11 protein-coding genes are annotated in these 14,469 nt (G+C 71.5%); 5 read left to right on the top strand and 6 right to left on the bottom strand.

All coding sequences use genetic code 11. The features are described from left to right. Positions 1-20: 20 nt before the first annotated feature. Positions 21-1,391: an ethanolamine permease gene (gene eat / locus ASF20_RS03865; RefSeq protein WP_056271002.1), complete on the bottom strand. Its 1,371-nt coding sequence runs from the start codon at positions 1,389-1,391 to the stop codon at positions 21-23. Positions 1,392-1,485: 94 nt separating this feature from the next. After that, positions 1,486-2,670 (bottom strand): ceramide glucosyltransferase, encoded by a 1,185-nt coding sequence (locus ASF20_RS03860; protein WP_244476320.1) that lies wholly within the window; start codon positions 2,668-2,670, stop codon positions 1,486-1,488. A gap of 126 nt (positions 2,671-2,796) precedes the next feature. On the opposite strand from ASF20_RS03860, the gene ASF20_RS03855 reads away from it, so the two are divergent. Beyond that, on the top strand, positions 2,797-3,795 hold the full coding sequence (locus tag ASF20_RS03855; protein WP_156647940.1) for an FAD-dependent oxidoreductase: 999 nt from the start codon (positions 2,797-2,799) through the stop codon (positions 3,793-3,795). Positions 3,796-3,805: 10 nt separating this feature from the next. Continuing rightward, a complete protein-coding gene (locus ASF20_RS03850; protein ID WP_056212661.1) occupies positions 3,806-4,708 on the top strand; it encodes a histone deacetylase in 903 nt (300 codons plus the stop codon). Here ASF20_RS03850 and ASF20_RS03845 read toward each other — a convergent pair. Next, positions 4,666-4,947 carry a hypothetical protein gene (locus tag ASF20_RS03845; protein ID WP_056270995.1) on the bottom strand — a complete coding sequence of 94 codons (282 nt, stop codon included), beginning with the start codon at positions 4,945-4,947 and terminating at the stop codon, positions 4,666-4,668. The genes ASF20_RS03850 and ASF20_RS03845 overlap by 43 nt on opposite strands. A gap of 188 nt (positions 4,948-5,135) precedes the next feature. Then, a complete protein-coding gene (locus ASF20_RS03840) occupies positions 5,136-5,708 on the bottom strand; it encodes a TetR/AcrR family transcriptional regulator (RefSeq protein ID WP_056270993.1) in 573 nt (190 codons plus the stop codon). Positions 5,709-6,014: 306 nt separating this feature from the next. On the opposite strand from ASF20_RS03840, the gene ASF20_RS03835 reads away from it, so the two are divergent. The 3 genes from ASF20_RS03835 to ASF20_RS03825 are packed head-to-tail and all read left to right on the top strand — an operon-like array spanning position 6,015 to position 11,316. Further along, positions 6,015-7,061 (top strand): efflux RND transporter periplasmic adaptor subunit, encoded by a 1,047-nt coding sequence (locus ASF20_RS03835; protein WP_244476319.1) that lies wholly within the window; start codon positions 6,015-6,017, stop codon positions 7,059-7,061. Next, positions 7,058-8,149 carry an efflux RND transporter periplasmic adaptor subunit gene (locus ASF20_RS03830; protein WP_056270990.1) on the top strand — a complete coding sequence of 364 codons (1,092 nt, stop codon included), beginning with the start codon at positions 7,058-7,060 and terminating at the stop codon, positions 8,147-8,149. Before ASF20_RS03835 ends, ASF20_RS03830 begins: the two co-directional genes overlap by 4 nt. 59 nt (positions 8,150-8,208) lie before the next feature. Continuing rightward, complete coding sequence (locus ASF20_RS03825) at positions 8,209-11,316, top strand: efflux RND transporter permease subunit (RefSeq protein WP_056270987.1); 3,108 nt, start codon at positions 8,209-8,211, stop codon at positions 11,314-11,316. Between the two features lie 27 nt (positions 11,317-11,343). On the opposite strand, the gene tsaA is transcribed toward ASF20_RS03825, so the two are convergent. Further along, positions 11,344-11,841, bottom strand: coding sequence for a tRNA (N6-threonylcarbamoyladenosine(37)-N6)-methyltransferase TrmO (gene tsaA, locus ASF20_RS03820; RefSeq protein ID WP_056270984.1), 498 nt, complete (start codon positions 11,839-11,841; stop codon positions 11,344-11,346). A 105-nt stretch (positions 11,842-11,946) separates the two neighbouring features. Then, entirely contained in the window at positions 11,947-14,322 is a 2,376-nt protein-coding gene (locus ASF20_RS03815; protein ID WP_056270981.1) for an EAL domain-containing protein, read from the bottom strand. Positions 14,323-14,469: the final 147 nt, after the last annotated feature.

The raw sequence follows: 14,469 nt of genomic DNA, 5'->3' as shown, positions 1-14,469 counted from the left end.
GCCTCCGGCGGCATTCGGGTTCAGAGCGCCGGGTCGCAGAGCGGCTTGCCCGAGGCCGGCGTCGCAAACCCTTTCGCCGCGAGCACGGCCAGACCCATCAGGACGAGGAAGATCGCGAAGATCACCGGGTTGTAGACGACCAGGGCGACGAAGCAGACCGCCGCCAGGGTGAGGGCGAAGGCGGGCGCCGCCGGGTAGAGGGGAGCGCGATAGGGACGGGCGAGATCCGGCGCGATCCGGCGCAGCCGGAACAGGCTCGCCAGGCTCATCCCGTACATCACCAGTGCGCCGAACACCGCCATGGTGACGATGCTGGCGGTGAGCGACTGCCCCGCGATCGTCACCAGGTTGTCGCTGTAGATCGCCGCGATCCCGACGACGCCCCCGGCGAGGGTGGCGACGTGCGGCGTGCGGAAGCGCGGGTGCAATCGGGCGAGTCCGCGGGGCAGGAAGCCGGCCCGGGCCAGGGCGTAGATCTGGCGCGAGTAGCCCATGATGATGCCGTGGAACGAGGCGACGAGGCCGAACAGGCCGAGCCAGACCAGCATATGCAGCCAGCCGCTGGATTCCCCCACCACGCCCTTCATCGCCTGGGGGAGGGGATCGTTGAGATTGCTCAGGGTCCGCCAGTCGCCCGAGCCGCCGGCGAAGAGCATCACGCCGAAGGCCAGGACCGTCAGGGTCAGCACGCCCGTGATGTAGGCGATGGGGATGGTGCGTTTGGGGTCCTTGGCCTCCTCGGCCGCCATCGCCACGCCCTCGATGGCGAGGAAGAACCAGATGGCGAACGGGATCGCGGCGAACATGCCGCCGATCGCCGGCAGGCCGAACCGGTTCGCGCCGGCCCAGCCGTGGGCGGCGAAGTGCGACCAGGCGAAGGCCGGGGCGACGACGCCCTTGAAGACCAGGAGTTCGGCCACCGCCAGGATCGTCACGAACAGCTCGAAGGTCGCGGCGATCTGCACGCCGACGATGTTGAGGGACATGAAGACGAGGTAGGCGCCCAAAGCCGCGTGCTTCGGATCGAGGCCCGGGAACTGCACGTTGAGATAAGCGCCGATCGCCAGGGCAATGGCGGGCGGGGCGAACACGAACTCGATCAGCGTGGCGTAGCCGGCGATGCAGCCGCCCACCGGCCCGAAGGCGCGCCGGCTGTAGGCGAAGGGGCCGCCGGCCTGCGGGATCGCCGTGGTGAGTTCGGTGAAGCTGAAGATGAAGGCGACGTACATCGCCGCCACGGCCGTGGTGGTGATGAGGAAGCCCAGGGTCCCGGCGGAGGCCCAGCCGTAGCTCCAGCCGAAATACTCGCCCGAAACGACGAGCCCGACTGCGATGCCCCAGAGGTGGAAGGCGTTCAGGCCCCTGTGGAGGCCGCTCGTCTCGGTCTGCATCGCCCTGGCTCCGTCCGCCCGCCGCGGGCGGGGGAGCTTGAAGCAAGAGCGCTGCCGTGCCCTCGCGTCGGACGGAGGACTGGCACCGGCGCGTTCAGGCGGCGCTGGCGCGGGGCCGCGGGCGGCGCCAGGGGTTGCGCCGGGAGGGCTCGGACGCCTTCGTCCGGATGTCCATGGGATTGCCGCGCCAGACGATGGCGCCCCGCAGCCAAGCGCTCACCCACAGGGCGGGAACCAGGGCGTCGCGGATCAGGAAGGCCAGGAGCAGCCGGGGGTGCCGGTACCAGCGCGCCCGGACGGCCAGGGCGATCTCGGCCCCGTACCACAGGCCTGTGAGCCCGAGGAGGAGGCCGGCCAAGGGGATGGACGGCGCGGCCGCGAGGGCGGCCGCGAAGGGCAGGAGCGGGCCGCAGCCGATCTCGGGGGCGAAGAAGAGCGGGAAGGTGACCCGGCGCAGGCGCGCCCAGCGCAGCTGCCGGGACCAGACCTCGGCGAGGGTGCGCTGCCCGAGGGGCTGGTCGAAGGGGACGGCCACGAGATGCACCTGCGCCCCCGCCGCGCGCACGAGCTTCGTCGCCGCCGCATCCTCGGCGATCTCGGACGCGAGCGCCCGGATGCCGCCGCGGGCCTCCAGGAAGGGCTTGTGCCAGAGCATGCTCTTGCCCTGGGCGAAGCCGAGGCCGAGGGCCTCGCCGGTATATTGCCAGCGCGCCTGCAGGGTGTTGAGGAAGGCGCATTCCACCGCGGCGAACAGGCCCGCGGGGCGGGCCCCGATCGGCGTCGAGCAGACGAGGCCGGTGTTCGGGCGCCAGGCCGCCTGCAGCTGCTGCAGGTAGTCCGGCGGCATCGCGACGTTCGAGTCGGCCAGCACCACCCAGTCGTGGCGGGCCGCCTCCCAGCCGCGTACGCAATTGTTCAGCTTCGGGTTGTCGCTGATCCGCTCGTCGCCGACGATCAGGCGGGCGGGCACGCGGGGATGCGCCGCCATCAGGCGCTCCAGCAACGGCACGATGGGGTCGGCACCGTGGGCGACGCAGAAGATCAGCTCGTAGTCGGGATGGGCGAGATGGAAGCCGCGCGTCAGTAATTCCTCGCTGAAGGCCTCGACGCCGCAGACCGGCCGCACTAGGGAGATCGGGACGGCGCTCGGAAACACTGACGCGCCGTTGCGCCGCCCGATCCGCAAGGCCGCCACCGCGATGCCCACGAGGTTGATGCAGGTCAGGGCGACGCAGAGCCAGAGGGCGGCCGTGGCGCCCGGCTCCGACAGCTCCTGCAGCGCCTGGTCCCACATCCGCGACGTCCCCCGTTCGCGAAACCCCACCATCGCAGCCCGGCGCGGGTTGGACACCGCGTCGCGTCCCCGGCTGCACAGCGCCCCTAACAGCCGTGATGCTTCAGTCGTATGACAGCCCCGGATCACGAGGGGGGAGTGCGGGTGGCGGAACCGGTGCAAGGGGCGAGACCGGCGCGTGTGGCGATCGTGGGGGCCGGGATGGCAGGGGCGAGCGCGGCACGCGCGCTCCACGCGGCCGGGTTCTCCGTCGCGGTCTTCGACAAGGGCCGGCAGCCGGGGGGCCGCATGGCGAACCGCCGCGACGACGAGACCGGCCTCAGCTTCGACCACGGCGCGCAGGTGATGCGGGCGCACGGACCCGCCTTCCGCGCCCGCCTCGCCGACTGGGCGGTCAGCGGCCGCGTCGCGCCCTACGATGCGCCCGGCAGCGTCACTGCCGTGCCCGACATGACCGCGCCCGTGCGCGACCTCCTCGCCGGCCTCGACGTACAGGTCGGGCGCACCGTCACCGCCCTGGCGCGCGCCGACGGCGGTTGGCGACTCACCCTGGCGGAGGCCGGCGAGGACCGGCTCTTCGACGCGGTCGCCCTGACGCTGCCGGGCCCGCAGGCCCTGCGCCTCCTCGCCGCGAGCGGTCTCGCCCTGCCCGGGGTCGAGCGGGCGACCTACGCGCCCTGCTGGTCGCTGATGCTGGCCTGCGAGCACGACCTGCCCCTCCCGGGCGACGTCCTGCGCCCCGTGGACGGGCCGGTCGCCGCGATGTTCCGCGAGGGCGCGAAGCCCGGGCGCCCGACCGCGCCCGTCGCCTACACCGTCCATGCCACGCCGGACTGGTCGAAGACGCATCTCGAAGAGGCCCCGGAGGCGGTGCGGGCCGCGCTGCTCGCCGCCCTGGGCGACCTGTTCGGCGACCCCGTCATCCCCCTGCAGGCCCGCGCCCATCGCTGGCGCTACGCCCTCGTGGAGGAGACCTGCGGCGCCCCCTGTCTCTACGATCCGGGCCGGCGTCTCGGCTATGCCGGCGACGGCTGCCTCGGGCCGCGCATCGAGGCTGCCTTCGACAGCGGGCTCGCCCTCGCGGACCGGCTGATCGCGGATCTCGCATGAGCCTGTCACGATGAGCCTGCCCATCGTCTTCCACCCGGCCTACGAGGCGACCCTGCCCGAAGGCCATCGCTTCCCGATGCGCAAGTATGGGCGCCTGGCCGCGCTGCTGGTGGAGCAGGGACTGGTGCCGGGCGGCTTTGCGCGGCCGGAGCCCGCCGGGGCCGATCTCCTCGCCGCGGCCCACGACCGCGCCTACGTGGAGGCCGTGCTCGCCCTCGACGTCTCCCGCGAGATCGAGCGCACCATCGGCCTGCCCGTGGGCGCCTCGGTGGTCGCCCGTTCCTGCGCCTCGGTGGGGGGGACGCTGCTGGCGGCCCGCCTCGCCCTGGCGCACGGCCTCGCGGGCAGCACCGCCGGCGGCAGCCACCATGCCCGCCGCGAGACCGGCGCTGGCTTCTGCATCTTCAACGACGTGGCGGTGGCCGCGCGCACGCTGCACGCCGAAGGCACCATCGCCCGTGCCCTGGTGGTGGATTGCGACGTCCACCAGGGCGACGGCACCGCCGATTGCCTCGGCGGCACGCCCGATCTCTTCACCCTCTCGATCCACGCCGAGAAGAACTACCCAACGCGCAAGATCGCCGGCGACCGCGATGTCGGCCTGCCCGACGGCGTCGACGATGCCGGCTATCTCGCGGTGCTGGCGGCCCATGTCGGGCCGCTGCTCGATGCGATCCGCCCCGACATCGTCTTCTACAATGCCGGCGTCGACCCCCATCGCGACGACCGGCTCGGCCGCCTCGATCTCACCGATGCGGGCCTGCTGGCGCGCGACCGCTTCGTCGTCGGCGAGGCGCATCGGCGGGGCATTCCCTTCGTCGGGGTGATCGGCGGCGGCTACTCCACCGACATCGACGCCCTCGCGGCCCGTCACGCCCTGGTCTTCGCAGCCATGGCCGAACGGGCGGCCTGACCGGGCACCCGATCGGCCGTCGCGGCGGTGACCTCGACCTCGGCTTTCGACAGCGCCGCGTGACGGGCGACGATCCGGTCGATCGTCCGACCCGGCTGCCCGCCGCAATACGGCGTGCGCAGGAGTTCGAAGCCCTGGGCATCCTCCTGCGCCAGGATGTGGCTGTCGCTGGAGGCGGGCGGCACCGGCAGCGTCGGACGCCGCCGCTTCAGGTCCCGCGCCGGGGCGACGCCGCCCATACCGGGCAGGACCCGAGACCGCGATGTCGAAGGGGGGCGTCCCGCGTGCCTTCCGCCGGCGCGCTCCCGGCGTCGGGAGGCCCGGTCGGCCGGCGACCGAAACGCGTCGGCATCGCTACGCGGCAGAGGTCTGTGTCGCCGTTCGCTCCTCAAGGTTCAAGAAACGCACGCGCGGCGCGCGTGCGGCTTCAGGCCGGGATCGGCTTCGGCAGGCTCCGGGCGGCGCTCTCCATGGCGTCGAACAGCTTCTCCAGTTCCGCGCCCTCGAGACAGTGGAAGCCCAGGGTGCGGCTGAGCAGCAAGCCCAGGGTGGCGAAGGTCAGCATCGCGCCGGCCCCCGGGCAGCAGGCCACGTCCTCCATCTGGGCGAGGCGCTGCTTCAGGAAGGCGTTGAAGCCCGCGAAGGCCTCGGGGTTTTCCGCCGAGGCCAGCAGGAGCGCGCGGGGAAACCCGTCCTCGTCGGCGTAGACCTGACGGGCATGCGCGATCAGGGCGAGGGGGAGTGCTGCCGGACCCGGACCCTGCTCGACCTCGTGCGCGGCCACGCTCTCGCGGATCTCCCGCAGCTTGCGCTCGGCCAGCGCGGAGATCAGTGCGTCCTTCGAGGCGTAGTGATGCAGCACGCCCCCCTTGCTGAGCGAGGCCTCGGCCGCCACCGCGTCGATGGTGAGCGTCCGGGCGCCCATGCGCCGGATCAGGCGTTCGGCGGCATCCAGGATGACCACCGGTCGGTCTTCGCGGCGGGTACGCGCCTTCATCATCGACGATCAAGCCGGTTCACCGGCGGTTTCGAGGGCGGGAGATCTGTTGCCAGAACCGGCGCGAAGATCGGGAAACGACAATGGGATATCGGGGAACGACGGCGGCGGGAAGACGGTTCGCCGAAAAAAGAAACCGTCTGGACGGTCGGTAGCGGAGCCGATATGGGTGACGTCAGAGAGGGCCTTTTCGAGTTCGAGGACGCGATGGTGGGTAGGCTGAGGGTGTGGCCGCGCAGGTGCGCGGGCGTGGCCTTCGTGCTCGCGGTCTGTGCCGTCGCGCTGGCGCCGGCCCGGGGCGGCGAGGCGGTGGCCGGGGAAACGGCCAGGGAGACGGGGAAGCCGGCGAGCCCCGCCGTTGCCGTCGTGCGCACGGCCGTGGCGCGCGCCACCACGATCGCCTCCGACCTGATCTTCACCGGGGATATCCAGGCCCAGTCCCAGGTCAACGTGGCCTTCCGGACCAACGGCAAGATCGCGCAGCGCCTCGTGGAGGTCGGCGACCACGTCACCGCCGATCGGGTGCTGGCCAAGCTCGATCCCCAGGAGCAGCGCGCCAACCTCAACAACGCCCAGGCCGCGCTCACCTCGGCCGAGGCGCTGCTGACCCAGGCCAAGCTGAACTTCAAGCGTCAGGAGCAGCTCCTCGCCAGTGGCTACACCACCCGCCCGAGCTATGACGATGCCGAACAGCAGCTGCGCACCACGCAGGCCTCGGTGGATTCCGCCAAGGCCGCCCTCGGCAGCGCCGAGGAGCAGTACTCCTACACGGACCTGAAGGCGGGCGTGGACGGCATCGTCCTCAGTCGGACCTTCGAAGTCGGCCAGGTCGTGCAGACCGGCCAGACGGTGCTGGCGATGGCCCAGGACGGCCCCCGCGACGCGGTCTTCAACATCTTCGAGGCGGTGCTGGCCGCGCCCCCCGAGAGCAAGACCGTGGAGGTGACGCTGCAGGCCGACCCGCGGGTCAAGGCGACCGGCCGGGTACGCGAGATCTCGCCCAGCGTCGATGCCGCCTCCGGCACGGTCCGGGTCAAGGTCGGGCTCGACGCGACGCCCCAGGCCATGAGCCTCGGCGCCATCGTGGTCGGCACCGGCAAGTTCCGGCCGCGCCAGGCGATCGTGCTGCCCTGGTCGGCCCTCTACCGCTGGGAGAACGCCCCGGCCGTCTGGGTCCGCGATCCCACCCACAGCACCGTCGCGCCCCGTCCGGTCGTGATCGAGCGCTACGGGCCCAACACCATCGCGCTCAAGGGCGGCGTCGAGCCCGGCGAGGAGGTCGTCATCGCGGGCATCCAGCTCCTGCGCCCGGGCCAGACCGTTGCCGTCTCGCAGACCCTGGAGGCGGCGCGATGATCCGCCCGACCCTGCTCCGGTCGACCCTGGGCGCCCTGGCGCTCGTCTCGCCCCTCGGCGCCTGCCAGGCCGCCGAGGAGACGGCCCCGCCGCCACCCGTACGGCCGGTCCTGTACCGAGTCGTGAAGCCGGTAGCGGCCCAGGTCTTCGGCCCCTTCGCGGGGGTCGTGGCCCCCCGCTACCAGTCGGAGATCGGCTTCCAGATCGCCGGCCGGATGATCGCCCGCGACGTCACCGTGGGCGACATCGTCCACAAGGGCCAGCGCATCGCCGCCCTCGATCCGGTGGTGACGCGCTTCGCCCTGACCCGCGCCGAGGCGGACCTCGCCGACGCGAGGGCGCAGGCCGAGAACGCGAGCGCCACGGAATCGCGGCGCCGGCGCCTGCTGGCCGGCGGCAACGTCACCCAGGCCCAGCTCGATACCGCCGTGGCGAGCCGCGACACCGCCCAGGCCCGCGTCTCCCAGGCGGAGGCGAACCTGCAGCGGGCCCGGGACCAGATGGGCTACACCGAGCTGCACGCGGATTTCGACGGCGTCGTCACGGTACGCAGCGCCGAGGTCGGGCAGGTGCTCAGCGCGGGCCAGGCCGTGGCGACCCTGGCCCGCCCCGAGGAGCGCGAGGCCGTGGTGGACATCCCCGAGGAGCTCGTCGGGACGATGCCCACGGATGCCCAGTTCACGGTGGCGCTCCAGAGCGCCCCGGACGTGACGGCGACGGCGCGGGTGCGCGAGATCGCCCCCTTCGCCGACCAGACCACGCGCACCCGGCGCATCCGCATGACCCTGCTCAAGCCCTCCGAGGCCTTCCGGCTGGGCTCGACCCTCACCGTCACCCTGGCGCGGGCCGAGGCGCCTCACGTCGACCTGCCCGCCGCCGCGGTGCTGACGGAGGACGGCCGCGACGCGGTCTGGGTCGTCGCGCCGGACGGGAAGAGCGTGCGCAAGCGGCCGGTCACCGTCACCCGCCGCGACCCGGAGCGCGTGAGCATCGGCACGGGCCTGAACGCCGGAGAGCGGGTGGTCCTGGCCGGGGTCCACTCGCTCCAGGAGGGGCAGGCCGTGCGCTTGCCCGACCCGACGCCCTGAGCCCGGGCACCGCCGCCATCCATGATCAGCCGCCATCCCGGTAAGGCGAGAGCAAACCCGTGAAGTCCTTCAATCTCTCCGAATGGGCCTTGGAGCATCGCTCCTTCGTCTGGTTCCTGATGCTGATCTCGGTGGTGGCCGGCTTCCTGGCCTACGAGCGCCTCGGCCGCGAGGAGGACCCGCCCTTCGCGATCAAGACCATGATCGTGCAGGCGCGTTGGCCGGGCGCCACCATCAGCGACACCCTCGATCAGGTCACCGAGCGGATCGAGAAGGAAGTGCAGCAGATCGATGCCGTCGATTTCAGCCGCAGCTACACCACGCCGGGCCAGGCCACGGTGTTCGTGCAGCTGCGCGAGACGACGCCACCCAAGACCATCCCGGCGATCTTCTACCAAGTCCGCAAGCGCATCGGCGACATCCAGGGCACGTTCCCGCAGGGCATCCAGGGTCCGTTCTTCAACGACGAGTTCGGTGACGTGTTCGGCAACGTCTACGCCTTCACGGCCGACGGCGTGACCCCGCGGCAGCTGCGCGACTACGTCGAGCGCGTCCGCGCCGAGGTGAAGAAGGTGCCGTCTGCGGGCAAGATGCAGCTTCTCGGCGCCCAGGACGAGGTGATCTACCTCGACTTCTCCACCCGCAAGCTCGCCGGCCTCGGCCTCGACACCAACTCGGTCATCCGCACCCTGCAGTCGCAGAATGCCATCGCGCCCTCGGGCGTGATCCAGGCGGGCCCCGAACGGGTCTCCGTCCGGGTGGGCGGCCAGTTCGTCAACGAGGAGAGCCTGCGCGCCGTGAACCTGCGGGTGAACGATCGCTTCTTCCGCCTCTCCGACGTCGCCGAGATCTCCCGCGGCTTCACCGACCCGCCGACCGACCTGTTCCGTTTCAACGGCCAGCCGGCCATCGGCCTCGCCATCGCGATGCAGCCCTCGGGCAACCTGCTCACCTTCGGGCACGACCTGAAGGAGCGGATGCGCAAGCTCGAGGGCGAATTGCCGGTGGGCGTCGGCATCCACCTCGTCTCGGACCAGCCCAAGATCGTCGAGGAAGCGGTGGGCGGCTTCACCAAGGCGCTCGTCGAGGCCGTGGTGATCGTGCTCGCGGTTAGCTTCATCTCGCTCGGCTGGCGCGCCGGCCTCGTGGTCTCGCTGTCGATCCCGCTGGTGCTCGCCATCGTGTTCGTTGTCATGCAGGTGATGGGCGTCACGCTCCAGCGCATCTCGCTCGGCGCGCTGATCATCGCGCTGGGCCTCCTCGTGGACGACGCCATGATCACCGTCGAGATGATGGTCGCGCGGCTGGAGGTCGGCGACAGCCTGAAGAAGGCCGCCACCTTCGCCTACACCTCCACCGCCTTCCCGATGCTCACCGGCACCCTGGTGACGGTGGCGGGCTTCCTGCCCATCGGCTTCAACGGCTCGTCGGCGGGCGAGTACACCTACTCGCTCTTCGTCGTCATCGCCGCCTCGCTCCTGGTCTCTTGGGTGGTGGCGGTGCTGTTCGCGCCCCTGATCGGGGTGAAGCTCCTGCCGAAGCAGATGAAGCACAAGGACCACGGCGCCCCGAGCCGGTCCATGCGGATCTTCACCGGCCTGCTGCTGGGCGCCATGCGCTGGCGCTGGACCACCGTCGCGGCCTGCGTCGGCATGCTCGGCGCGGCGATCGTCGGCATGGGCTTCGTCCAGCAGCAGTTCTTCCCGGCCTCCGACCGGCCCGAGCTCCTCGTCGACATGACGCTGCCGCAGAACGCCAGCATCGCCGAGACCAAGGGCCAGATGGACCGCTTCGAGGCGACCCTGGTGGGCGACCCCGAGATCGTACGCTGGTCGTCCTATGTCGGTCAGGGCGCGGTGCGCTTCTACCTGCCCCTCGACCAGCAGCTCGGGAACGCCTTCTTCGGCCAGATCGTGATCGAGACGAAGTCGATCGAGGCGCGCGAGCGCATGAAGCTGAAGCTCGACAAGCTCGCCCGCGAGCAGTTCGTCGGCACCGACTTCCTCATCCATTCCCTCGACCTCGGCCCCCCCGTGGGGCGTCCGGTGCAGTACCGCCTCAGCGGCCCCGACCTGCAGACCCTGCGGGCCCAGGCGCTCACCCTCGGCAACATCGTCGGCGCCAACCCGCATCTCGACGTGCCGACCTTCGACTGGAACGAGCCCGGCAAGGTGCTCAAGGTCGACATCATCCAAGACAAGGCGCGCCAGCTCGGCGTGACCTCGGAGGACATCGCCGGACTGCTCAACGGCATCGTCGGCGGCCGGTCGATCACCCAGGTCCGCGACTCGATCTACCTCGTCAACGTGGTCGCCCGCGCGCAGGCCGTGGAGCGCAACTCCCTCGACACGCTGCAGAGCCTGCAGGTGCCGCTGGCCAATGGCAGCGTGGTGCCGCTCTTGGCCTTCGCCACCATCGGGTACGAGCTGGAGCAGCCCATCGTCTGGCGCCGCGACCGCCTGCCGACCATCACGGTGCGGGCCTCGATCGCGGACGACACCCAGCCCGCCACGGTGGTCGCCCAGCTCGACGAGACGATCACCGCGTTCGGCAAGTCCCTGCCCGACGGCTACGTCCTGGCGGTGGGCGGGGCGGTGGAGGAGAGCGCCAAGGGCCAGGGGCCCATCGCCGCGGTGGCGCCGGTGATGCTCCTCACCATGGCGATGTTCCTGATGATCCAGCTCCAGAGTTTCCAGAAGCTCTTTTTGGTGGCCAGCGTGGCGCCGCTCGGGCTCATCGGCGTCGCCATCGCGCTCCTCACCTTCAACAAGCCCATGGGCTTCGTGGCGATCCTGGGAGTGCTGGCGCTGATCGGCATCATCGTGCGCAACTCGGTGATCCTGGTGACCCAGATCGACGAGTACGAGCGCGACGGGCTGGCGCCGTGGGACGCGGTGGTGGATGCCACTTGCCACCGCATGCGCCCGATCCTGCTGACCGCGGCGGCGGCCAGCCTCGGCCTCGTCCCCATCGCCCGCGAGGTGTTCTGGGGACCGATGGCCTACGCCATGATCGGCGGCATCCTGGCGGCCACCTTCCTGACGCTGTTCTTCCTGCCCGCCCTCTATGTCGGCTGGTACCGGATCAAGGCGCCGCCGAAGGGCACTCCGCGCAAGGTCCACGGCACGGACGGGCAGGTCCACGGTGCCGAGGCGCCCGCGGGCTGATCCGCGGATCCGCGGGCGGGCACCGCCTCAGCGCGGGCTCGTCCCGGCCCGGTCCACCGTGGCGCCGGGGCGCGAATCCGTCGACGCGAAATAGGGCTTGATGTCGAGGAGCGGGGTGCCGTCGCGGCAATCGAGACCGCGCACCCGCAGGCTCGCCCCGTCCCGCGCCAGGAGCTCGACCACCGAGAGGGCGATGGGGTTCGGGCGCGCCGGCGAGCGCAGGGAGAAGGTGCCCCGGCTGCCCTCCGCATGGCGGGGGCGCTGCAGCGCGAGGTCCCGGGCGGCCTCGTCCATCCAGTAGAGGACGATGAGGTGGCTCGCGCCCTCGACGTTCTGGAGGGCCTCGGCGAAGGGCGCATCGACGGCGAGCGTGCAGACCGCGTCGGTCTTCAGGCCGTTCTTCGGGCACTCGCCGCGCGTGGCCCAGGGCGTGCGGACGCGGCCGATGAAGTAGAGCCCGGCGTCGAAGGCGTCGGGCAGCGGGATCGCCACCTCACCGGGACGATGGTCGGTCTCGTCGTGCATGCGCGGCGGCTCTCCTCCGGCGCGGGTCGAAGCGCCGGGCCTCTCGTTTCGGGCAAGCCGAGACCGGGAGCAAGCCGAGACCGGGAGCGGGCCGGTCGCCGCCGGTCAGGCGGCGACCGGCGACCGTTGCCGGGCGCCGCGGGTCTGCTGCGCGAACTCGCTGATGGGGCCGGGCCGGCCGATGAAGTAGCCCTGCGCGGCGTGGCACTTCTCGGTGACGAGGAAGCCGAGCTCCTCGGCGGTCTCCACCCCTTCGGCGATGACCGGCAGCCCGAGGCCGGCGCCGAGCCCGAGCACGGAGCGCACGATGGCGGCCGCCTGCGGGTTCGAGTCGACGGACGCGATGAAGGAGCCGTCGATCTTGATGGTGTCGAAGGGGAAGAGCCGCAGGTTCGAGAGGGACGAGTAGCCGGTGCCGAAATCGTCCATGGCGAGGCGCAGCCCCAGCGCCTTCAGCCGACGCAGGTTGGTCAGGGCCCGCTCGGGATCGCGGATCAGGGCGGTCTCGGTGATCTCGAGTTCGAGGCGCGCCGGATCGAGGCCGGTCTCGGCCAGGATCGCCTGGACGGCCGGCGCGAAGCCGGAATCATGGACCTGGACCCCCGAGACGTTGACCGCGACCGCCAGGGGTACCTCCCAGCGTGCGGCCTCCCGGCAGGCCTCCCGCAGCACCCAGGCGCCGATCTCCCGGATCAGACCGCTCTCCTCGGCGATGGGGATGAAGACCGCCGGCGAGACCAGCCCGCGCCCGGGCTGGTGCCACCGCAGCAGGACCTCGAAGCCGATCACCGTCCCGGAGCGGGTCTCGATCTGCGGCTGGTAGACCAGGCGCAGCTGGTCCTCCGCTAGGGCGCGGCGCAGCTGCTTCTCCAGGAGGCGGCGCTCGCGCACATCCTGTCCCATGGACGCCTCGAAGAAGCGGTAGGTGTCCCGCCCCTCGGACTTCGCCAGGAGGAGCGCCGTATCGGCCGCGTTCACGAGGTCGTTGCGGTCGCGCGCGTCGTCCGGGAACACCGCGATGCCGATGGTGGCGGCCGGCACGGGCTCACCCTGGAGCGCGCTCTCGGCCGCAGCCTGGAGGGTCGCCCGGATGGTCTCGGCGAGGCGGCCGGCCGTCACCGCGTGGGTGCAGGGCGTCAGCACGGCGAACTCGTCGCCGCCGATCCGCGCCATCGTCTGGGTGTCGTCCAGGAGGCCGCCGACGAGGCGGGCGACCCGCACGAGGGTGGCGTCCCCGATCGGGTTTCCGAAGAGATCGTTGATTTCCTTGAACCCATCGAGGTTGATGTGGAGGAGCGCCAGGCGCCCGCTGCCCGCCTGCCGGATGTTCCGGTCCAGGCAGTCCTGGAAATGCCGGCGATTCGGCAATCCGGTCAGGAGGTCGTGCCCGACGAGGAACCGGATCTGGCGCTCGGCCCGCCGCCGCGTCGTGAGGTCCCGCACCGCCAGGGCGACGTGCGGCGTCCGCCCATAGGCGACCGGGCGCATGATGAGCTGGACTGGGAGGTCGGACCCGTCGAGCCGGTACAGGGTCCCCTCGACCCCGTCGTCGGGGTGGTCGGCGAGGCTGCCGCGGGTCGCGCTGTCGGGAACGAACTGCGCCAGGGGCAATCCGGCCAGGGCCTTCGCCTCGCCGCCGGCCAGGGCCGCGAAGCTGTCGTTGGCGCTGATGATGACGCCATCCTGGCAGATCACCAGGCCCTCGACGGCGGCGTTGGCGAGGCTGTGCAGGCGTCCGCGATAGACCTCGCGCTGGCGGTCGCGCAGGTCGAGCACCAGGGTCGTGCAGGCCATCAGGAGGATCGTCAGGCTCGCGAGCCCCACCGGGAGGGCGAGCCAGAGCGAGGGGACCGTCTCCTCGGGCACGACGACCGAGGGATCCGGCATCACCGTCAGGGCCAGCATGCCGAGGATGTGGTGGCCGCAGATCGCGCCCGCGAGGAGCGCGGCCCCGACGACCCGACCCCGCGCGCGTGCGCTGGTCAGCCCGATCCCCAGGGCCGCCATGGCGAGCCCGACGCCCACGGCGACGGAGAGCGCCACCAGGGCCGGGTTCCAGACCATGCGCCCGGCGACCTGATAGGCCGCCATCCCGGTGTAGTGCATCGCGGCGATGCCGAGGCCCACGATGGCCCCCCCGACCAGGGGGGCGCTGCGGGCGCTCCAGAACGCCGCGGTCGCGAGGCCGATCCCGCTCACCCCGATGCCGAACACCAGCGACAGCACCGTCAGGCCGACCGCATAGGCCGCGACCAGGCCCGGATCGGAGGCCAGCATGGTGAGGAAATGCGTCGCCCAGATCCCCGAGCCGCCGGCGACGGCCGCGACCCCGACCCATCCGCTGCGCCAGCCGATCCGGGTCTGCTTCGCGTGGTGCAGGAGCGCGACCGTAGACGTCGCGGCCAGGGCGCAAATGATCGCCGCGAGCGTCAGCAGCCACGGGTCATGTTCGGTAGTGAAGCACCCGAAGACTGTGAGCATCGACGCCCTGTTCCCCCTGTCGTCGCCGCTTATGCCAGTCCGAGGACCCAGTCTTCGTCTCTTCAGGACGAAATGGATACCTTGCATATGTTAAGGGAATCGGAGGCGAAACGAAATGGTTGTATTGGAACCCAGCGGCCATTGGGA

It is taken from the genome of Methylobacterium sp. Leaf88 (assembly GCF_001422795.1).
Classification (GTDB): Bacteria; Pseudomonadota; Alphaproteobacteria; order Rhizobiales; family Beijerinckiaceae; genus Methylobacterium.
Note: the sequence above shows the minus strand (reverse complement) of the source record. Positions and strands in the feature narration are given on the sequence as shown.